General features: G+C 66.8%; 21 protein-coding genes and 1 pseudogene. 12 read left to right on the forward strand and 10 right to left on the reverse strand.

Annotation, left to right across the window (positions count from 1 at the left end; all coding sequences use genetic code 11):
* Both B8W69_RS31610 and B8W69_RS23605 read right to left on the reverse strand, forming a co-directional pair.
* Nucleotides 1–77, reverse strand: a 77-nt coding sequence (locus B8W69_RS31610) for a hypothetical protein (RefSeq protein WP_245843264.1), incomplete at its 3' end; no start/stop codon positions are given.
* Between the two features lie 52 nt (nucleotides 78–129).
* Nucleotides 130–915, reverse strand: a complete 786-nt coding sequence (locus B8W69_RS23605) for a 2-keto-4-pentenoate hydratase (RefSeq protein WP_085292153.1) — start codon at nucleotides 913–915, stop codon at nucleotides 130–132.
* 71 nt (nucleotides 916–986) lie between these two features.
* Between B8W69_RS23605 and kstD the strand changes: the two genes are divergently transcribed.
* Nucleotides 987–2,678, forward strand: coding sequence for a 3-oxosteroid 1-dehydrogenase (kstD, locus tag B8W69_RS23610; protein WP_085292219.1), 1,692 nt, complete (start codon nucleotides 987–989; stop codon nucleotides 2,676–2,678).
* Nucleotides 2,679–2,683: 5 nt separating this feature from the next.
* A complete protein-coding gene (chsH3, locus tag B8W69_RS23615; RefSeq protein WP_085292154.1) occupies nucleotides 2,684–3,556 on the forward strand; it encodes an enoyl-CoA hydratase ChsH3 in 873 nt (290 codons plus the stop codon).
* A gap of 35 nt (nucleotides 3,557–3,591) precedes the next feature.
* Here the strand turns inward: chsH3 and ltp2 are convergent, their stop codons facing one another.
* Genes ltp2 through B8W69_RS23645 form a run of 6 tightly spaced genes read right to left on the reverse strand, consistent with a single transcriptional unit; the run spans nucleotide 3,592 to nucleotide 9,547 of the window.
* Nucleotides 3,592–4,761: a 17-hydroxy-3-oxo-4-pregnene-20-carboxyl-CoA lyase gene (ltp2, locus tag B8W69_RS23620; RefSeq protein ID WP_085292155.1), complete on the reverse strand. Its 1,170-nt coding sequence runs from the start codon at nucleotides 4,759–4,761 to the stop codon at nucleotides 3,592–3,594.
* Nucleotides 4,761–5,162: a MaoC family dehydratase gene (locus B8W69_RS23625; protein WP_085292156.1), complete on the reverse strand. Its 402-nt coding sequence runs from the start codon at nucleotides 5,160–5,162 to the stop codon at nucleotides 4,761–4,763. Before B8W69_RS23625 ends, ltp2 begins: the two co-directional genes overlap by 1 nt.
* Nucleotides 5,159–6,121, reverse strand: a complete 963-nt coding sequence (locus B8W69_RS23630; RefSeq protein ID WP_085292157.1) for a bifunctional MaoC family dehydratase N-terminal/OB-fold nucleic acid binding domain-containing protein — start codon at nucleotides 6,119–6,121, stop codon at nucleotides 5,159–5,161. Before B8W69_RS23630 ends, B8W69_RS23625 begins: the two co-directional genes overlap by 4 nt.
* Nucleotides 6,118–7,281, reverse strand: a complete 1,164-nt coding sequence (fadE29, locus tag B8W69_RS23635; RefSeq protein ID WP_085292158.1) for an acyl-CoA dehydrogenase FadE29 — start codon at nucleotides 7,279–7,281, stop codon at nucleotides 6,118–6,120. The genes B8W69_RS23630 and fadE29 overlap by 4 nt, the downstream gene beginning before the upstream one ends.
* Nucleotides 7,272–8,297: an acyl-CoA dehydrogenase family protein gene (locus tag B8W69_RS23640; protein WP_085292159.1), complete on the reverse strand. Its 1,026-nt coding sequence runs from the start codon at nucleotides 8,295–8,297 to the stop codon at nucleotides 7,272–7,274. Before B8W69_RS23640 ends, fadE29 begins: the two co-directional genes overlap by 10 nt.
* Entirely contained in the window at nucleotides 8,297–9,547 is a 1,251-nt protein-coding gene (locus B8W69_RS23645) for a cytochrome P450 (protein WP_085292160.1), read from the reverse strand. Before B8W69_RS23645 ends, B8W69_RS23640 begins: the two co-directional genes overlap by 1 nt.
* Nucleotides 9,548–9,679: 132 nt before the next feature.
* On the opposite strand from B8W69_RS23645, the gene B8W69_RS23650 reads away from it, so the two are divergent.
* The 4 genes and pseudogenes from B8W69_RS23650 to B8W69_RS23665 form a co-directional block, all read left to right on the forward strand.
* A complete protein-coding gene (locus tag B8W69_RS23650) occupies nucleotides 9,680–10,843 on the forward strand; it encodes a steroid 3-ketoacyl-CoA thiolase (protein WP_085292161.1) in 1,164 nt (387 codons plus the stop codon).
* 19 nt (nucleotides 10,844–10,862) lie between these two features.
* Complete coding sequence (locus B8W69_RS23655; RefSeq protein ID WP_181447471.1) at nucleotides 10,863–11,252, forward strand: DUF8021 domain-containing protein; 390 nt, start codon at nucleotides 10,863–10,865, stop codon at nucleotides 11,250–11,252.
* Between the two features lie 19 nt (nucleotides 11,253–11,271).
* Nucleotides 11,272–11,724, forward strand: a complete 453-nt coding sequence (locus tag B8W69_RS23660; RefSeq protein ID WP_085292163.1) for a nitroreductase family deazaflavin-dependent oxidoreductase — start codon at nucleotides 11,272–11,274, stop codon at nucleotides 11,722–11,724.
* A gap of 23 nt (nucleotides 11,725–11,747) precedes the next feature.
* Nucleotides 11,748–12,091 (forward strand): annotated as a pseudogene (locus B8W69_RS23665) (nitroreductase/quinone reductase family protein); the annotation flags it as partial.
* Here B8W69_RS23665 and B8W69_RS23670 read toward each other — a convergent pair.
* The gene (locus B8W69_RS23670; protein ID WP_085292164.1) at nucleotides 12,088–12,993 is read right to left on the reverse strand and encodes an SDR family oxidoreductase; all 906 of its coding nucleotides are present in this window, start codon (nucleotides 12,991–12,993) and stop codon (nucleotides 12,088–12,090) included. The pseudogene B8W69_RS23665 and the gene B8W69_RS23670 sit on opposite strands and share 4 nt — an antisense overlap.
* A 14-nt stretch (nucleotides 12,994–13,007) precedes the next feature.
* Nucleotides 13,008–13,766 (reverse strand): SDR family oxidoreductase, encoded by a 759-nt coding sequence (locus B8W69_RS23675; protein WP_085292220.1) that lies wholly within the window; start codon nucleotides 13,764–13,766, stop codon nucleotides 13,008–13,010.
* 87 nt (nucleotides 13,767–13,853) lie between these two features.
* On the opposite strand from B8W69_RS23675, the gene echA20 reads away from it, so the two are divergent.
* The 6 genes from echA20 (at nucleotide 13,854) to B8W69_RS23705 (ending at nucleotide 18,768) form a co-directional block, all read left to right on the forward strand.
* Nucleotides 13,854–14,609: a (7aS)-7a-methyl-1,5-dioxo-2,3,5,6,7,7a-hexahydro-1H-indene-carboxyl-CoA hydrolase gene (gene echA20 / locus B8W69_RS23680; RefSeq protein WP_085292165.1), complete on the forward strand. Its 756-nt coding sequence runs from the start codon at nucleotides 13,854–13,856 to the stop codon at nucleotides 14,607–14,609.
* On the forward strand, nucleotides 14,609–15,493 hold the full coding sequence (gene ipdA, locus B8W69_RS23685) for a cholesterol ring-cleaving hydrolase subunit IpdA (RefSeq protein ID WP_085292166.1): 885 nt from the start codon (nucleotides 14,609–14,611) through the stop codon (nucleotides 15,491–15,493). The genes echA20 and ipdA overlap by 1 nt, the downstream gene beginning before the upstream one ends.
* Entirely contained in the window at nucleotides 15,490–16,242 is a 753-nt protein-coding gene (gene ipdB, locus B8W69_RS23690; RefSeq protein WP_085292167.1) for a cholesterol ring-cleaving hydrolase subunit IpdB, read from the forward strand. The genes ipdA and ipdB overlap by 4 nt, the downstream gene beginning before the upstream one ends.
* Nucleotides 16,242–17,315 (forward strand): (3aS,4S,5R,7aS)-5-hydroxy-7a-methyl-1-oxo-octahydro-1H-indene-4-carboxyl-CoA dehydrogenase, encoded by a 1,074-nt coding sequence (ipdC, locus tag B8W69_RS23695; RefSeq protein ID WP_085292168.1) that lies wholly within the window; start codon nucleotides 16,242–16,244, stop codon nucleotides 17,313–17,315. The genes ipdB and ipdC overlap by 1 nt, the downstream gene beginning before the upstream one ends.
* A gap of 68 nt (nucleotides 17,316–17,383) precedes the next feature.
* Nucleotides 17,384–18,031 carry a SatD family protein gene (locus tag B8W69_RS23700; protein WP_085292169.1) on the forward strand — a complete coding sequence of 216 codons (648 nt, stop codon included), beginning with the start codon at nucleotides 17,384–17,386 and terminating at the stop codon, nucleotides 18,029–18,031.
* Nucleotides 18,028–18,768: a hypothetical protein gene (locus tag B8W69_RS23705; RefSeq protein ID WP_085292170.1), complete on the forward strand. Its 741-nt coding sequence runs from the start codon at nucleotides 18,028–18,030 to the stop codon at nucleotides 18,766–18,768. Before B8W69_RS23700 ends, B8W69_RS23705 begins: the two co-directional genes overlap by 4 nt.
* Nucleotides 18,769–18,771: the final 3 nt, after the last annotated feature.

Genomic DNA, 18,771 nt, shown 5'->3' on the forward strand with positions numbered 1-18,771 from the left:
GAACGCAGCAGTTTGTAGAGCAGGTCAGTGCTGATGTTCCCCGACCCGACAATGGCCACACTCGCCTTAGTCGGCATGATGCCCCTTTTCGAAGCTTTTGAGATTTAAGTTAGATGATTTAATTCGAGCTTATTCGAACGATAAACGCACCGAACCGAGGCCCGCGAAGTCGGCGATGAAGTTGTCACCGGGGTGCGCGTCGATCGCCCGCGTGCATGATCCGGGCAGCACGACGTCGCCCTTGCGCAGGCGGACACCGAAGCCGTCCACCTTGCGGGCCAGCCAGGCCACCGCGGTGACCGGATTGCCCAGCACCGCGTCGGTACGGCCTTCCGCGACGACCTCGTCGTTGCAGCGCAACACGGCGTCGATCCCCTTGACGTCGATGTCACGGGGGGAAACGCGCGCCTCACCGAGCACGAAACCCGCCGACGACGCGTTGTCGGCGATGGTGTCGCACAGTTCGATCTTCCAGTCGGTGATCCGGGTGTCGATCAGCTCGATGGAGGGGACGAGCGCTTCGGTGGCCGCCAGCACGTCGTCCTCGGTGCAGTCGGCTCCCGGCAGGTCCGCGTTCAGGACGAACCCGACTTCGACTTCCACCCGGGGGTACAGGTAGCGGTTCGCCTTGACCGGGGTGTCTTCGAACAGCTGCATCTCGTCGAGCAGATGTCCGTAGTCGGGCTCGTCGACGCCCATCATTTGCTGGATTGCCAACGACGACAGCCCCACCTTGTGGCCCAGCACCCGGGCCCCCTCCGCGACTCTCTGGCGGATGTTGATCAGCTGAATCTCGTATGCGTCGACGACGTCGATGTCCGGATAGGCGGCGGTAAGCGGGGCGATCGGCTCGCCGCTCCGCTCGGCTTGCGCCAAGTCGGCAGCTAGCTCGTCGCGCGTGGCAACACTGAGCATTTTTCACGTCTCCTCGTACGGTCGACCGGGCCAGTAGCGGCCGCCCGGGGCAATTCTATAACGTGTTCTACATGTCAGCGCAGGAGTACGACGTCGTCGTGGTCGGCAGCGGCGGGGCCGGCATGGTGGCCGCCCTTACCGCTGCTCACCGGGGTCTTTCCACCATGGTCATCGAAAAGGCCCCCCACTTCGGTGGTTCGACCGCACGCTCAGGCGGCGGCGTTTGGATCCCAAATAACGAAGTGCTCAAGCGTGACGGGGTCCGCGATACCGCCGAGGCCGCCCGGACCTATCTGCACGGGATCGTCGGCAACGTCGTCGAGCCGGAACGCATCGACACCTACCTCGAGCGCGGGCCCGAGATGCTGTCGTTTGTGCTGAAGCACACCCCGCTGAAGATGTGCTGGGTGCCGAAGTACTCCGACTACTACCCTGAGTCCCCGGGCGGCCGCGCGGAGGGCCGATCGATCGAGCCGAAGCCGTTCAACGCCCGCAGGCTCGGGGCCGACGAAGCCGGCCTGGAGCCGGCCTACGGCAAGGTCCCGCTCAACGTCGTGGTGATGCAACAGGATTACGTGCGGCTGAACCAGCTGAAGCGTCACCCGCGCGGTGTGCTGCGCAGCCTCAAGGTCGGGGCGCGCACCATGTGGGCCAAGGCGACCGGCAAGAACCTGGTCGGCATGGGCCGGGCGTTGATCGGGCCGCTGCGCATCGGCTTGCAGCGGGCCGGGGTTCCGGTAGTGCTCAACACCGCGCTCACGGACCTCTACGTCGAAGACGGTGTGGTGCGCGGTGTCTACGTGCTCGCCGCCGGCGATGCCGAATCGGGTGAGCCGCAGCTGATCCGGGCACGGCGCGGCGTGATTCTGGCATCGGGCGGGTTCGAGCACAACGAACAGATGCGGGTGAAGTACCAGCGCGCCCCGATCACCACCGAGTGGACCGTCGGTGCGGTGGCCAACACCGGCGACGGGATTCTGGCGGGCGAAAAGCTCGGCGCCGCACTGGACGTCATGGAAGACGCCTGGTGGGGGCCGACCGTCCCGCTGGTGGGTGCGCCGTGGTTCGCGTTGTCCGAGCGCAACTCGCCAGGTTCGATCATCGTCAACATGTCGGGCAAGCGGTTCATGAACGAATCGATGCCCTACGTCGAAGCCTGCCATCACATGTACGGCGGCGAATACGGTCAGGGGCCTGGACCGGGTGAGAACATCCCCGCCTGGCTGGTGTTCGACCAGCAGTACCGGGACCGCTATATCTTCGCGGGATTGCAGCCCGGACAACGCATTCCGCGCAAGTGGCTGGAGTCGGGCGTCATCATCACCGCCGACACGCTGGCGGAGCTGGCGCAGAAGGCCGGCCTCCCGGTGAGCGAATTCACCGCGACCGTGGAACGTTTCAACGGCTTCGCCCGCTCCGGCATCGACGCCGACTTCCACCGCGGCGAGAGCGCCTACGACAAGTACTACGGCGACCCGACCAACAAGCCGAACCCCAACCTCGGCGAGATCAGTCACGCGCCGTACTACGCGGCCAAGATGGTGCCCGGTGACCTGGGCACCAAGGGCGGCATCCGCACCGACATCCACGGCCGGGCGCTGCGCGATGACGGCAGTATCATCGAAGGCCTCTACGCCGCGGGCAACGTCAGTGCTCCGGTGATGGGCCACACGTACCCCGGTCCGGGTGGCACCATCGGCCCGGCCATGACGTTCGGCTACCTGGCGGCGTTGCACATAGCCGGCGGAGCCGAGGAAAGGTAACCGAGATGCCCATCGACGTAGACGTCGCGCTGAATGCCGAGCTGGATCCCATTGAATTCTCTTGGGCCAGCAGTGATGTGCAGCTCTACCACCTCGGGCTGGGCGCTGGCGCCGATCCGATGGACCCGCGTGAGCTGCGCTACCTGATCGACGACACCCCGCAGGTGCTGCCGACGTTCGGCAACGTCGCCGCCACCTTCCATGTCACGAAGCCGCCGACCGTCAAGTTCCCCGGCATCGACATCGAGCTGAGCAAGGTGCTGCATGCCAGCGAGCGCGTCGAGGCGCCCGCCCCGCTGCCGCCGGCGGGCTCGGCCAAGGCCGTCACCCGGTTCACGGACATCTGGGACAAGGGCAAGGCCGCGGTGATCTGGAGCGAGACGACGGTGACCGCGCCGGACGGCACGCTGCTGTGGACGCAGCGCCGGTCCATCTTCGCCCGCGGCGAAGGCGGATTCGGCGGCGAACGTGGGCCGTCGACGTCGGACGGCGCGCCCGACCGTGCCCCTGATCTCGAGGTCGACGTGCCGATCCTGCCGCAGCAGGCGCTGCTCTACCGGCTGTGCGGCGACCGCAACCCGCTGCACTCCGATCCCGAATTCGCCGCGGCCGCAGGCTTTTCCCAGCCCATCCTGCACGGTCTGTGCACCTACGGCATGACCTGCAAGGCGATCACCGATGCGCTGCTCGACGGCGATACCGGAGCGGTGGCGGCCTACGGTGCACGTTTCGCCGGGGTAGCTTTTCCCGGCGAAACGCTCAAGGTCGGCATCTGGAAGGACTCGACGTCTTCTGAAGGCCGCTTTTTGGCCAGCGTTGTCGCACCCTCGCGCGACAACGCCGTCGTGCTGTCGGGTGTCGAATTGGTGCCCGCCTAAAGGTTTTCGGCGCTTTTCGCCCCGAGATCCAGGCCTTAGCCCAGGATCAGGCCGGAGGTGGGCACGCCGGTTCCGGCGGTGACGAGGACGTGCTCGACGTCGGGCACCGGGTTGACCGAGGTGCCACGCAACTGCCGCACGCCCTCGGCAATGCCGTTCATGCCGTGGATGTAGGCCTCGCCGAGTTGGCCACCATGGGTGTTGATCGGCAGTCGCCCACCGATCTCGATGGCACCGTCGGCGATGAAGTCCTTGGCCTCGCCCTTGCCGCAGAATCCCAACTCTTCCAACTGAATCAGGGTGAACGGCGTGAAGTGGTCGTACAGGATCGCGGTCTGGATGTCGGTCGGCTTCAACCCCGACTGTCCCCACAGCTGCTGGCCCACGACCCCCATCTCGGGCAGGCCGAGCTCGGGCCGGTAGTAGCTGACCATCGTGTACTGGTCGGGGCTGGAGCCCTGGGCCGCCGCCTCGATGATCGCCGGTCGCTGCTTGAGATCCTTCGCGCGCTCCGGCGACGTCACCACGATGGCGACCGCGCCGTCGGTCTCCTGGCAGCAATCCAGCAGCCGCAGCGGCTCGGCGATCCACCGCGAATTCTGGTGGTCCTCAATGGTTATCGGCTTCTCGTAGAAATACGCCTTCGGGTTCTTGGCCGCATGCTTGCGGTCGGCCACCGAAATCGCACCGAAGTCCCGGCTGGTCGCGCCGGACAGATGCATGTAGCGCTGGGCGATCATGGCGACCTGCGCGGCCGGCGTAGACAGCCCGTGCGGGTAGGAGAACGAGTTGTCCGCCGCCGTCGAATCTGCCTGCACGCCGGCGTTTCCCACCAGCCGGGTCTGTACCTGTCCGAACCGCATGCCCGAGCGCTCGTTGAACGCCCGGTACGCGACGACGACGTCGGCCACCCCGGTGGCCACGGCGATCGCCGCCTGCTGGACGGTCGCGCAGGCCGCGCCGCCGCCGTATCCGATTTGCGAGAAGAACTTCAGGTCACCGATTCCGGCCGCACGCGCCACCGCGGTCTCGTTGTTGGTGTCCATCGTGAACGTGGTCAGCCCGTCGACGTCCGAGGGGCTCAACCCCGCGTCGTCCAGCGCATCCAGTACCGCCTCGGCCGCCAGTCGCAGCTCGCTGCGGCTGGAGTCCTTGGAGAAGTCGGTGGCGCCGATGCCGACGATCGCAGCTTTACCCGACAACATCAGGAACCCCCGATCGTGAGCGTCACGTTCGCGATGACGTGATCGCCAAGACTGTTGCGGCCGAATACCTTCAGCGTGATCAGACCGTCGTCGACGGCGGTCACCTCACCGGTGAAGGTGACGGTGTCGTAGGCGTACCACGGCACGCCGAGCCGCAGCCCAATCGATTTGATCCGCGCCGTCGGGCCCGCCCAGTCGGTGACGTAGCGCTGCACCAGGCCGGTGTCGGTGAGGATGTTGACGAAGATGTCCTTGGAGCCCTTGGCCTGGGCCAGGTCCCGGTCATGGTGCACGTCCTGAAAGTCCCTGGTGGCCAGGGCCGTTGAGATGATGAACGTCGGCGTACCGTGCAACTTGAGCTCGGGCAGCGTGGTGCCCACTTCGACTGCGGGTGCGCTCATGCTTGATCTCCCAAGGGCTCCCAGGCGTAGAGGCTCCACTCCGGGCCGGACTCTCCGGCCGGGAAGTCGATATAGGTTGCGCGGACCGGCATTCCGATCTTGATCTCGGCGTGGTCGACGTTGCGGAGCTCGCCGAGCATCCGAACGCCCTCCTCCAGTTCGATCAGCGCGATCACGAACGGCAGAGTGCGACCGGGCACCTTTGGCGCGTGGTGCACCACGAAGCTGAACACCGTGCCGCGGCCGCTGGCCACCTCGTAATCGATGGGCTCGGCCTTGTCCTGCCATACCGCCGGCACCGGCGGGTGCTGCAGCGTGCCGTCGGCGAGGCGCTGGATGCGCAGTTCGTGCGCTTTGACGCCCTCCCAGAAGAAGGCGGTGTCGCGCGACACCGCGGGGCGCATCATGGCGTCGGCGTCCAGGTCCTGCGGGACGGAGCCCGTGGCGCCGGAATCCTCACGCGGCCTGAACTTCAGGATGCGCCAGGCCATTTCGGCCACGTCCTCGTCGCCGACCCGCCAGGTGATGTGCTGGTTGATGAACCAGCCCTCGCCGAGGCCGGTCTGCTTGGGGCCGACCACGTCGCGCATCTCGGAGTGGACGGTGACCTGCTCGCCCGGACGCAGATACCGGTGATAGGTCTGCTCACAGTTGGTCGCGACCACACCGATGTAGCCGGCATCGTCGAACAGCTGCATGATCGGGCCCATGGGGTCGTCGGTCGGGCGTTCGCCACCCAGTCCGAACATGGTCCACACCTGAATCATGGCCGGCGGTGCGACGATTCCGGGATGACCGGCGGCCTTGGCGGCGGCCTCGTCGACGTAGATCGGGTTGGCATCGCCGAGCGCCTCGACCCAGTTGTTGATCGTCGGCTGGTTCACCGGATCCCGGGCGTCCCGCGGCTTAGCGACGACGGTCGCGGTGATTTCCGCGACCGCTTCTTCGATATCGGTCATCGAGGCACCCTCGGCACCTTGAGGCCGGACGCGGCGATCATCTCGCGCATCACTTCGTTCACGCCCCCGCCGAAGGTGATGACCAGGTTGCGCTTGGTCTGGGAGTCCAGCCAGTTGAGCAGGTCGGCGGTGTCCGAGTCGGCGGGGTTGCCGTACTTGCCGACGATTTCCTCGGCGAGCCGGCCGATGTACTGGATGCGCTCGGTACCAAATACTTTCGTCGACGCGGCGTCGGCCACGTTGATGTCTTCGCCCGCGGCGGCCACCTGCCAGTTGAGCAGCTCGTTGATCCGCCACATCGCGTGGATCTCACCGAGTGCCCGCTTGACGTCCTGGTGGTCGATCGGCGTGACGCCGTCACTGCCCGGCTTGGACGCCCAGGCGTGCACCCGATCGTAGATGCCGGCGGTGCGGCCCGCGGGGCCCAGCATGACCCGCTCGTTGTTGAGCTGGGTGGTGATCAGCCGCCAGCCGCCGTTCTCCTCGCCGACCAACATGTCCGCGGGCACCCGTACGTCGTTGTAGTAGGTGGCGTTGGTGTGGTGGGCGCCGTCGGACAGGATGATCGGCGTCCAGGAGTAACCGGGATCCTTGGTGTCGACGATAAGGATCGAAATGCCCTTGTGCTTCACGGCTTCCGGATCGGTGCGGCAGGCCAGCCAGATGTAGTCCGCGTCGTGGGCGCCGGTGGTGAAGATCTTCTGCCCGTTGACGATGTACTCGTCGCCCTGGCGAAAAGCGGTGGTCCGCAGCGAGGCCAGGTCGGTGCCCGCCTCGGGCTCGGTGTAGCCGATCGCGAAGTGAACCTCGCCCGCCAGGATGGCAGGCAGGAACTTCTTCTTCTGCTCATCGCTGCCGAACTGCTGCAGAACCGGGCCGACCGTCTGCAACGTCACCGCGGGCAACGGCACGTCGGCCCGGTGCGCCTCGTTGACGAAGATCGACTGCTCGATCGGGCCGAACCCCAAGCCGCCGAACTCCTTTGGCCATCCGACACCGAGCTTGCCGTCGCGGCCCATCCGCCGGATCACCGCGCGGTAGGCCTCGTTGTGGCGGTCCTGCTCCATCGCCTTCATCTCGTCGGACGAGATCAGGTTCGAAAAATATTCCCGCAGTTCCGCTTGCAGCTGGCGCTGCTCCGGAGTCAGGTCTATGAACATTGCGCTCCCACCAGGTCGAGACGATGAGAAGGACCGCCGAGCAGCCGGGACAGGTCCTTGATCGTGGAGTAGTACCGGTGCATCGGATAGGTGATGTCCATTCCCATCCCGCCGTGCAGGTGATGGCAGATCTGCATCACCGGCGGCGCCTGCGAGGTGATCCAGTAGCCGAGGACATCCAGGTCGTCTTGTACTTGAGGGGCGGATCCGCCCCTTTCCGACAGCCCCCAGGCAACCGACTTCGCCACCAGATCGATGGTCCGCGAGGCGATGTAGACCTCGGCGAGCTGTGCGGCCACGGTCTGGAACGTCGACAGCGGCTTGCCGAACTGCTTGCGGTTGGCCACGTAGTCGGCGGTCAGGCGCAGCGCCCCGGCCACCAGCCCGTCGGTGTAGGCGCCGATGGCGGCCAGCACCAACTGGTTGACCCGGGAAGCCGTCGCACCCGCCAGAACGTTGAAGTCTTCGACCGCGACGTCGGCGAACGTGACCGTGCACTCCTCGGAGTCGTTCGAGGTCGGGGTTTGAACCACCTCGACCCCGTTGGCCTTCGCCGACACCACGACAACCGCGCTGTCGGCGGTGACGAGGATCCAATCCGCTTGTCCGGCATAGCCGACGCCGACCTTGGTGCCCGACAGCCGTCCGTTGGCGAACGTGGTCGAGGGCCGGTCCGGCAGCGCGGTGCCCGGCTCGTTGAGGGCTGCGGTGAGGATCGTGCCCTTGGCGACGCCGGCCAAAAACCGGTCCTGTTGTTCGTCGGAGGCCAGATCGAGCAGCGGCAGCACGCCGAAACCCAGGGTCACCAGCGCCGGCGTGATGGCGCCGTGGCGGCCGATCTCGGTCAGCACGGTGGCGACCTCGGGCAGACCCACGCCGTCGCCGCCGAGGCGTTCGGGCACCGGAAGCGCCGTCACACCCCCGCTGACCAAAGCGTCCCAGCTCAATTCGCGCTCGGACACCGACGTCACCACATCGGCGACGGCCTGTTGCGTCGCGGTGAGATCGAAGTCCATCAGGACGTCACCGCGACCTTACCGGCGTAGTCGACCTGCCAATGCTTGATGCCGTTGAGCCAGCCCGATCGCAACCGCTCGGGCTCGCCGATCGGCTTGAGATCCGGCATGTGGTCGGCGACCGCGTTGAAGATCAGGTTGATCGTCATGCGGGCCAGGTTCGCACCGATGCAGTAATGGGCTCCGGTGCCGCCGAAGCCGACGTGCGGGTTCGGGTCGCGCAGGATGTTGAAGCTGTGCGGGTCTTCGAAAACCTCTTCGTCGAAGTTGGCCGAACGGTATGACATCACCACCCGCTGGCCCTTCTTGATCTGCACGCCGCTCAACTCGGTGTCCTCGTTGGCGGTGCGCTGGAAGGCCGAAACCGGTGTGGCCCAACGGATGATCTCGTCGGCCGCGGTCGCCGGGCGCTCCTTCTTGAAGAGCTCCCATTGATCGGGGTTGTTCGCCATCGCGATCATGCCGTGGGTGATCGAGTTCCGCGTCGTCTCGTTACCCGCCACGGCCAGCATCACCACGAAGAAGCCGAACTCGTCGTCGGAGAGCTTCTCGCCGTCGATGTCGGCCTGGATGAGCGTGGTGACGATGTCGTCGGTGGGGTTCTGGTTGCGCTCCGCCGCCATCGCCATCGCGTACATGATCAGTTCCATCGACGACTGCGCGGGGTCGACGTTGGCGTACTCGGGGTCGGTGCCACCGGTCATCTCGTTGGACCAGCGGAAGAGCTTGTCGCGATCCTCCTGCGGAACGCCCAGCAGACCCGCGATGGCCTGCAGGGGCAGCTCGCACGACACCTGTTCGACGAAGTCACCGCTGCCCTCTTTCGCGGCGGTCTCAGCGATGTTCTGCGCGCGCTCGGCCAACTCGGCTTCCAGCCGCCCGATAGCCCGCGGCGTGAACCCGCGGGAGATGATCTTGCGCAGCCGGGTGTGGTGCGGCGCGTCCATGTTGAGCATGACGCTGCGCTGCAGCTCGACCTGCTCACGCTTCATCTCCGGCGGCCAAGTCGGGATGGCGCCGTTCATCCAGCTGGAGAAGATGTCGCTGCGCTTCGACACCTCCTTGACGTCGGCGTGCTTGGTGACGATCCAATAGCCGTGGTCCTCAAACCCGCCCGCGCCATTCGGGATGTCAACCCAGTGGATCGGCTCTGCCTTACGCAGCTGGGCAAGCTCCTCGACGGGCAATCCGGCGAGGTTGACGTCGGGGTCGAGAAAGTCGAAGTCAGCGGGAATGTTGGGGGGTGCCATGTAGAGTGCGCTCCTTTTTCAACACTAATTGCAACGTGTTCTAGTGCCAGTAAAACACGCCTCCTGCGCAGATAAAAGGCAGGTCACCATCCTCGCTTGTCAGAGTAATGAAACGTGTTCTAGCCTGACGGAATGGGTAACCCTGTCATCGTTGAAGCCACTCGTAGCCCCATCGGCAAGCGGAACGGATGGCTGTCCGGTTTGCACGCCACCGAGCTGCTGGGCGCCACGCAGAAGGCTCTTGTGGAGAAGGCCGGCATCGACGCGGGCGACGTCGAACAGATCGTCGGCGGCTGCGTCACTCAGTACGGCGAGCAGTCCAACAACATCACCCGGGTCAGCTGGCTCGTCGCCGGGTTGCCCGAGCACGTCGGCGCCATGACGGTGGACTGTCAGTGCGGCAGCGGTCAGCAGGCCAACGGCCTGGTCGCCGGCCTGATCGCGGCGGGTGCCATCGACATCGGCATCGCGTGCGGAATCGAGGCTATGAGCCGCGTCGGGCTCGGCGCGAACGCCGGTCCGGACCGGACCATCCTGCGTCCCTCCTCGTGGGACATCGATCTGCCCGACCAATTCACCGCGGCCGAGCGGATCGCCAAGCGGCGCGGCATCACTCGTGAGGAGATCGACGAGTTCGGCCTGGCGTCCCAGACCAAGGCCAAGCAGGCCTGGGAAGAAGGCCGCTTCGACCGCGAGATCTCTCCGATCGAGGCCCCGGCGCTGGACGAGAACAAGCAGCCGACGTCCGAGCGCGTCACCATCAGCCGCGACCAAGGCCTGCGCGACACCACGCTGTCGGGGCTCTCCGCGCTGAAGCCGGTGCTGGAGGGCGGAATCCACACGGCGGGAACGTCGTCGCAGATTTCCGACGGCGCCGCGGCGGTGCTGTGGATGGACGAAGACAAGGCCAAGGCGCTCGGGCTGCGCCCGCGGGCCCGCATCGTCAGCCAGGCGCTGGTCGGCGCCGAGCCGTACTACCACCTCGACGGCCCGGTGCAGTCCACCGCCAAGGTGCTGGAGAAGGCCGGCATGAAGATGGGCGACATCGACATCACCGAGATCAACGAGGCGTTCGCGTCGGTGGTCTTGTCCTGGGCGCGGGTGCACAACCCGGACATGGACAAGGTGAACGTCAACGGCGGGGCGATCGCGTTGGGCCACCCGGTGGGCAGCACCGGCAGCCGGCTGATCACCACCGCGCTGCACGAACTGGAGCGCACCGACCAGAGCACCGCGCTGATCACCATGTGCGCGGGCGGTGCCCTGTCGACCGGCACCATCATCGAACGCATCTAGCGCTCGATCGTTCTGATACCTGGTGAGCGTCTCCGACGACAGCCGCATCGCCGCGGCGCAGGCCTACATCGATGCGCTGGTCAACCATGACGGCGACGCCGTTCCGTTCGCGCGGACGTGCACCCGTGTCGAGCAGGGAATCAAGAATGGTTTCTCCGGAAATCATCTGCGGCGCAGCCTCAATCGCGGGCTGCAGTACCGGTTGCTCGCGGACACGACGCCGCCGGACTACCGCATCGACGGTGACCGGGTGCACGCGTCGTACCAGGTGCTGACCAAGGCCGCGATCGGCGGCCGGCGGCTCGCCGCGCACGTCCACGAGACCTTCGTGATCCCGGCCGAAAGCGCAAGCGGGAAGGCCGAAATCCACCACATCAAGGTTCGCTTCCAACCCTTTATCCAGCGTTAGGGACATTCAAGGAGCTCCCATGCCGAAACCGAAGCCACGTTCACTCAATGCGCCCTGGGTCGGCTTCATCATCAAGTGGATGGCCAAGGGCAACACGTGGATCTACAAGCGCAGCAACGGAAGGCTCGGCAACACCTTTCAGAAGGCTCCGGTCGCGCTGCTCACCACCACGGGCCGCAAGAGTGGCGAACCGCGGGTCAGCCCGCTGCTCTACCTGCGCGAGGGAAACCGGGTGATCCTGGTCGCCTCCAAGGGCGGCAGCGACAAACACCCGCAGTGGTACCTCAACCTCAAGGCCAATCCCAAAGTCTCCGTGCAGATCAAGGACGAGGTCCTGCAGCTACAGGCGCGCGATGCCACCGAGGCGGAACGCGCCGAGTACTGGCCGAAGCTGGACGCCATGTACCCGTCGTTCGGCGACTACCGATCGTGGACGGACCGCGTCATCCCCATCGTCATCTGCGACCCGTAACGTTTCCCTCGCCCCAGGTTGGGAAGCTGCTGCGGTTCCCTGCGGCGCTGCCGACGACGACCGGGACGCAAGTCGGACGCGCCTCGTACCACCGCGACGCTGTACCTGCGCGACGGCGAAAAGGTGATTCTCCCAGCCTCTTTCGGTGGACGCGACGAAGACCCGTTGTGGTATCGAAAACGTGAAGGAGAATCCCGGGGTGCGGGTGCAGATCCGGGCCGAGCGCCTGGACCTGGTGGCCCGTGACGCGACAGACGCTGAGCGCGAACGCTATTGGCCGCCGCTGACGTGGATGTACCCGCCGTACCGCAAGTACCGTGAGGCCGCCGAGCGGGTCATCCCGCTGGTGGTGTGCGAGCGTCGCTAGGCGCCGTACACGGGGACCGGCGGGCGTGCCTTGGCGAGCAGATCGGCGACGACGGGTCCCAGTTCCGCGGGATCCCACCGCGCGCCCTTGTCGATCTCCGGCCCGTGGGCCCAGCCCTCCGCGACCCGAATCTTGCCGCCCTCGACCTCGAACACCTTCCCGGTGACGTCGCGCGCCTCGGCGCTGCCCAGCCAAACCACCAGCGGTGAAATGTTTTCCGGCGCCATCGCATCGAAGTCCTGGTCCTGCGTCGCCATCATCTCGGCGAACACCGTCTCGGTCATGCGGGTGCGGGCCGAGGGTGCGATCGCGTTGACGGTGACGCCGTAGCGCCCCATCTCGGCGGCGGCGACCAACGTCATCGCCGCGATGCCGGCCTTGGCGGCGCTGTAGTTGCCCTGCCCGACGCTGCCCTGCAGGCCGGCACCCGAACTGGTGTTGATGATCCGGGCGTCAACGGTTTTTCCCTCCTTGGACAGCCCCCGCCAGTACGACGCGGCGTGGCGCATCGTGGCGAAGTGGCCCTTGAGGTGCACGGCGATGACGGCGTCGAACTCCTCTTCGCTGGTGTTGGCCATCATCCGGTCGCGCACGATGCCGGCGTTGTTCACCAAAACGTCCAGGCCGCCGAAGTTTTCGACGGCGGTCTGGATCAGGCTCGCCGCCTGGTCCCAGTCCGCGATGTTGGATCCGTCGGCGACGGCTTCACCACCGGCGGCGACGATTTCGTCGACCACACCCTGGGCGGCGCTGCCACCGCCGGCCGGCGAACCGTCCAGGCCCACCCCGATGTCGTTGACCACCACACGCGCGCCCTCTTCGGCGAAGGCCAGCGCATGCGCGCGACCGATACCGCCGCCCGCTCCGGTGACGATGACGACACGGCCGTCAACCACTCCCATAGTCCTTGTCTCCTCTACTTGATCGCGCTCGCGTTCGTGGTTGCCAGATAGTGCGGCGGCTCGCCGCCGCCGTGCACCTCCAACGAGGCCCCGCTGATGTAGGACGCCACGTCGGAGGCCAGAAATGCTGCGGCCCAACCGATATCGGCGGGCTCGGCCAGACGGCCGAGTGGCACATTCTTCGAGATCGAGGCGATGGAGTCGGCATCGCCGTAGAACAGTTCGGATTGCTCGGTCTCCACCATCCCGACCACGCAGGCGTTCACCCGGACCTTCGGACCCCACTCCACCGCCAGGGTCTGCGTCAGGCTTTCCAGGCCGGCCTTGGCCGCGCCGTAGGCGCCTGTCCCGGGGGACGGCCGACGGCCGCTGAGGCTGCAGATGTTGATGATCGACCCGCCCTGCTGCTGGGTTTGCATGTGGGCGTTCGCGTGCTGCGAAACCGACAGCGCACCAATCAGATTGAGTTCGATGATCTTGCGGTTGAACTTGGCGCTGGACTCCGCGGTCAGCACGTAGGGTGATCCCCCGGCGTTGTTGACCACGACGTCGAGCCGCCCGTGCCGGTCCACGATGGTGTCGACCAATCCCTTGACGGCGTCGTCGTCGCGGACGTCGCACGAGTGGAATTCGTAGGGCAGTCCCTCGACCGCCCGGCGCGCGCAGGTGACGACGGTGGCGCCCTGCTTGGCGAAAACGGAGCTGATGCCGGCACCCACCCCGCGGACACCGCCGGTGACGAGAACCACCCGTCCGGCCAGCCCCAAGTTGATGGCGTCGGATGCTTCGGCGCGAGTCACTGTGCTAGCGTACCAAGCAAGTGCTTGCTTAGGTAGTTACCCCCACAAGGAAGTGGCACCTTGCCCATCACATCCACAACCACCGAACCGGGCATCGTCGCGGTCACCGTCGACTTCCCGCCCGTCAACGCCATCCCGTCGCGCGGCTGGTTCGAACTTGCCGACACCATCACCGCGGCCGGCCAAGATCTCAACACCCACGCGGTGATCCTGCGCGCCGACGGCCGCGGCTTCAACGCCGGGGTCGACATCAAGGAGATGCAGCGCACCGAGGGATTCACCGCGCTGATCGACGCCAACCGCGGCTGCTTCGCCGCGTTCCGCGCGGTCTACGAGTGCGCGGTGCCCGTCGTCGCCGCCGTCAACGGATTCTGCGTCGGCGGTGGCATCGGCCTGGTCGGCAACTCCGACGTCATCGTTGCCTCCGACGACGCCACCTTCGGGCTACCGGAGGTAGAACGCGGCGCGCTCGGCGCGGCGACCCACCTGTCGCGACTGGTTCCGCAGCACATGATGCGGCGGCTCTTTTTCACGGCGGCCACCGTAGACGCCGCCACCCTGCACCACTTCGGTTCGGTGCACGAGGTGGTGCCGCGCGACGAGCTCGACGAGGCCGCCCTGCGGGTCGCGCGCGACATCGCCGCCAAGGACACCCGCGTCATCCGCGCGGCCAAGGAAGCGCTGAACCTGATCGACGTGCAACGAGTCAACTCGAGTTACCGCATGGAGCAAGGCTTTACGTTCGAGCTCAACCTCGCCGGGGTGTCCGACGAGCACCGTGACGCGTTTGCCGGTACCGAGAAGGGCAAAAAGTAGTGGCCGACAAGAGAACCACCCTCGACGAGGCCGTCGCGCAATTGCGCAGCGGCATGACCATCGGAATCGGCGGCTGGGGATCGCGGCGCAAGCCGATGGCGTTCGTGCGCGCGCTGCTGCGCACCGACATCACCGACCTGACGGTGGTGACCTACGGCGGGCCGGACCTGGGCCTGCTGTGCTCGGCCGGCAAGGTCAAGCGGGTCTACTACGGATTCGTCTCGCTGGACTCCCCGCCCTTCTACGACCCCTGGTTCGCAAAGGCCCGTGCCAACGGCGCGATCGAGGCCCGGGAGATGGACGAGGGGATGCTGCGCTGCGGACTGCAGGCCGCCGCGCAGCGCCTGCCGTTCCTGCCGATCCGCGCCGGGCTGGGCAGCTCGGTGCTGGACTTCTGGGAGGGCGAGCTGCAGACGGTGACCAGCCCGTATCCGGCACCCGGCGGTGGGCACGAAACCCTGATCGCGATGCCGGCGCTGCGCCTGGATGCCGCGTTCGCACACCTCAATCTCGGTGACGCGCAAGGCAATGCGGCCTACACCGGGATCGACCCGTACTTCGACGACCTGTTCCTGATGGCCGCCGAGAAGCGCTTCCTGTCGGTGGAGCGCGTCGTGTCCACCCAGGAATTGGTCAAGGCGGTGCCCCCGCAAGCGCTGCTAGTGAACCGCATGATGGTCGACGGGGTGGTCGAGGCGCCGGGCGGCGCCCACTTCACCACCGCCGCACCGGATTACGGCCGCGATGAGAAGTTTCAGCGGCACTACGCCGAGGCGGCCTCGACGGACGAGGGCTGGCAGCAGTTCGTGCAGACCTTCCTGTCGGGCAGCGAAGAGGACTATCAGGCGGCCGTGCGCGCGTTCAAAAAGGAGGCCTCGTCATGAGCGGCGTTGTGATCACTCGACCCGAGATCTGCGCGGTCGCCTGCGCGGAATTGTTCCGGGATGCCGGCGAGATCATGGTCAGCCCGATGACCAACATGGCCTCGGTCGGTGCGCGTCTGGCCCGGTTGACCTTTTCACCGGACATCCTGCTGACCGACGGCGAGGCGCAGCTGCTCGCCGAGACCCCGGCCCTTGGCGCGTCCGCCCCCGTCGAGGGCTGGATGCCGTTCGGCCGGGTCTTCGAAACCCTGGCCTGGGGCCGGCGGCACGTGGTGATGGGCGCCAATCAGGTTGACCGCTTTGGCAATCAGAACATCTCGGCGTTCGGTCCGCTGCAGCAGCCCAAGCGCCAGATGTTCGGTGTCCGGGGTGCACCCGGCAACGCCATCAACCACGCGACCAGCTACTGGGTGGGCAACCACTCCAAGCGGGTGTTCTGCGAGAAGGTCGACGTCGTCTGCGGAATCGGTTGGGACAACGTGGACACCGACAACCCGGCGTTCCGCTTCGCGAATACGTATCGGGTGGTGTCCAACCTCGGCGTGTTCGACTTCGGCGGGCCGGATCGAACCATGCGGGCGGTGTCCCTGCATCCCGGCGTCACGGCCGACGAGGTCGCCGAGAACACCTCGTTCGAGGTGCACGGCCTGGACGGCGCCGCGGAGACGCGGCTGCCGACCGACGACGAGCTGCGCCTGATCCGCGAGGTCATCGACCCGAAGGCGCTGCGCGACAGAGAGATCCGTTGATGAAGCTGCGCACGCCGCTGACCGAGCTGGTCGGTGTCGAGCACCCGGTGGTCCAGACCGGGATGGGCTGGGTGGCCGGCGCCCGGCTGGTGTCCGCCACGGCCAACGCCGGCGGGCTGGGCATTCTGGCCTCGGCCACCATGACGCTGGACGAATTGGCCACGGCGATCGCGAAGGTCAAGGCCGCCACCAACAAGCCGTTCGGCGTGAACATCCGCGCCGACGCCGCCGACGCCGGCGACCGCGTCGATTTGATGATCCGCGAAGGCGTCAAGGTGGCGTCCTTCGCCCTGGCTCCCAAGCAGGAACTCATCGCCCGGCTCAAAGATGCCGGTGCCGTAGTGATTCCGTCGATCGGCGCGGCCAAGCACGCCCGCAAGGTGGCGAGCTGGGGTGCCGATGCGATGATCGTGCAGGGCGGCGAGGGCGGCGGCCACACCGGTCCGGTGGCCACCACCTTGCTGCTGCCCTCGGTGCTGGATGCCGTGCAGGGCAGCGGGATTCCGGTGATCGCGGCCGGTGGCTTCTTCGACGGGCGCGGCCTTGCGGCCGCGCTGAGCTACGGCGCCGCCGGCGTCGCGATGGGCACCCGCTTCCTGCTGACCTCGGATTCGACCGTGCCCGATGCGGTGAAGCGCCGTTACCTGGAGTCGGCGCTGGACGGCACGGTCGTCACGACGCGTGTTGACGGCATGCCGCACCGGGTGCTGCGCACCGGCCTGGTCGAGAAGCTGGAAAATGGCACGCCGATCAGGGGTCTGACCGCCGCGGTGCGCAACGCCGCCAAGTTCAAGCACATGTCGCAGATGACCTGGCGGTCGATGATCACCGACGGCCTGGCGATGCGACACGGCAAGGAGCTGACCTGGTCACAGGTGGTGATGGCGGCCAACACCCCGATGCTGTTGAAAGCCGGCCTGGTGGACGGGAACACCGATGCCGGCGTGTTGGCTTCCGGACAGGTGGCCGGCATTCTCGAGGACCTGCCGTCGTGCGCCGAACTGATCGAATCGATCGTGCGCGACGCGGTCACACACCTGCAGGCGGCATCCGGGCTGGTAGAGGGCTCGTAACACGACTGAGTCGGCCGTCGATTTAAGTGCCTAGCTAAAGTTGGGCACTATTAAGCTATAGTCTTCATATGGTCCGGATGAAGCAGTATTCTTCACCGCGAGCGACCCTCATCGGCGACGTCGTCGGCTCCCGCCGCACCACCGACCGCTCGAAACTGCACCGGGTCCTGGCGAGCGCCCTGCGGCATATCGCCACCGACGCCATCGACCCGCCGGCGTTCACCGTCGGCGACGAGTTTCAGGGCAGCTACCCGACCGTTGGCGCCGCGATCGATGCCGCGCTGTCGCTGCGGCTGGCAGTCGGCCCCGACGTCGACGTCCGCTTCGGCATCGGCTGGGGCGCGGTCACCGTCCTGGATGCCGACGCGGGAATCCAGGACGGGTCGGGCTGGTGGAGCGCGCGAGAGGCCATCCAGCAGACCGCGGCGGCTCAGCGGCAGCCGGGCCTCACGCTGGTGCGCACGACGTTCCGGGCCGACGGCGACACACGCTACGACGTCGCCGCGGTCAACGCGGCCCTGATTTGTCGGGACCATCTGCTTGGATCGCTCGATGAGAGGTCGTTGCGGATTGTGACGGGGCTGATGACAGGCCGGACCAAAAAGGAGCTCGCCGCCGCCGAGGGCATCAGCCCGTCGGCGGTGTCCCAGCGCGCCAGCCGCGACGGATTGGATCTCGTTGTTCTTGCCAGCCAATATCTTCGGAGCCTGCCGTGAGCGTCATCGCGGTCTTTCTCATCGCACTGGGAGTCGCCGACCTCTGCCGGCGGGCGACCCGCGCGGTCTGGCCGCCGCTGTTAATCGGGCCGGTGGTGGTGCTGGCGTGTGCCGCGCTGGGGGCCCTGTGGCATGCCGGCGACATCGCATTGCTGGTGTTGGCGGCCGCGGCGGTCGTCGCCTGGGAATGGCTATGCGCGCGAAGCGAGCGCAGCGGCACCGCGCACGGCGCACCGTTGGCCGTCTTCGGCGTTGCGGTGGCGCTGCTGGCGGTGGCGTCCGGCTGGTCCTCGCCGGCCAACGGCGCCGTCGCGCGGTGGTCGGCCTGGGTTCACCTGCCGCTCGACCATGTCGCGCCCACCCGGCTGCTGATGCTCGTCGGCGTGCTCCTGGTCCAGTTCGCCACCGCAAATCAGTTGGTGCGCTTGGTGCTTGGCTCGGTGGGGGCGGTGCGCCCGGCCGGTGAGCCGCAGCCGTCGGACCGGCTCAAGGGCGGCAGGCTGTTGGGACCGATGGAGCGCCTGCTGATCCTGAGCCTCGGTGTCGGCGGACAGGTGGCCGCGGCCAGCGCCGTCGTCGCCGCCAAGGGCATCATCCGGTTTCCCGAATTGAACGCTCAAACCAACCGTAACGGCGGCGTCGGCATCGACGAGGTGACCGAGTACTTCCTGGTCGGCAGCTTCACGAGCTGGCTGCTCGCCCTGGGCAGCATCGGGCTGGTCGTGGCAACCCGCTAGCGC

Origin of the sequence: Mycolicibacterium vulneris, from assembly GCF_002104765.1 — a bacterium.
GTDB lineage: Bacteria > Actinomycetota > Actinomycetes > Mycobacteriales > Mycobacteriaceae > Mycobacterium > Mycobacterium vulneris.

Coding starts and splice junctions, on each gene's coding strand:
- B8W69_RS23660 (WP_085292163.1), top strand. CDS start 11,272: ATGCCGAAACCGAAGCCACGTTCACTCAATGCGCCCTGGGTCGGCTTC.
- chsH3 (WP_085292154.1), top strand. CDS start 2,684: ATGCCCATCGACGTAGACGTCGCGCTGAATGCCGAGCTGGATCCCATT.
- ipdC (WP_085292168.1), top strand. CDS start 16,242: ATGAAGCTGCGCACGCCGCTGACCGAGCTGGTCGGTGTCGAGCACCCG.
- B8W69_RS23670 (WP_085292164.1), bottom strand. CDS start 12,993: ATGGGAGTGGTTGACGGCCGTGTCGTCATCGTCACCGGAGCGGGCGGC.
- B8W69_RS23640 (WP_085292159.1), bottom strand. CDS start 8,297: ATGGACTTCGATCTCACCGCGACGCAACAGGCCGTCGCCGATGTGGTG.
- ipdB (WP_085292167.1), top strand. CDS start 15,490: ATGAGCGGCGTTGTGATCACTCGACCCGAGATCTGCGCGGTCGCCTGC.
- B8W69_RS23650 (WP_085292161.1), top strand. CDS start 9,680: ATGGGTAACCCTGTCATCGTTGAAGCCACTCGTAGCCCCATCGGCAAG.
- B8W69_RS23700 (WP_085292169.1), top strand. CDS start 17,384: ATGGTCCGGATGAAGCAGTATTCTTCACCGCGAGCGACCCTCATCGGC.
- B8W69_RS23630 (WP_085292157.1), bottom strand. CDS start 6,121: ATGACCGATATCGAAGAAGCGGTCGCGGAAATCACCGCGACCGTCGTC.
- B8W69_RS23625 (WP_085292156.1), bottom strand. CDS start 5,162: ATGAGCGCACCCGCAGTCGAAGTGGGCACCACGCTGCCCGAGCTCAAG.
- B8W69_RS23605 (WP_085292153.1), bottom strand. CDS start 915: ATGCTCAGTGTTGCCACGCGCGACGAGCTAGCTGCCGACTTGGCGCAA.
- fadE29 (WP_085292158.1), bottom strand. CDS start 7,281: ATGTTCATAGACCTGACTCCGGAGCAGCGCCAGCTGCAAGCGGAACTG.
- ltp2 (WP_085292155.1), bottom strand. CDS start 4,761: ATGTTGTCGGGTAAAGCTGCGATCGTCGGCATCGGCGCCACCGACTTC.
- kstD (WP_085292219.1), top strand. CDS start 987: ATGTCAGCGCAGGAGTACGACGTCGTCGTGGTCGGCAGCGGCGGGGCC.
- B8W69_RS23645 (WP_085292160.1), bottom strand. CDS start 9,547: ATGGCACCCCCCAACATTCCCGCTGACTTCGACTTTCTCGACCCCGAC.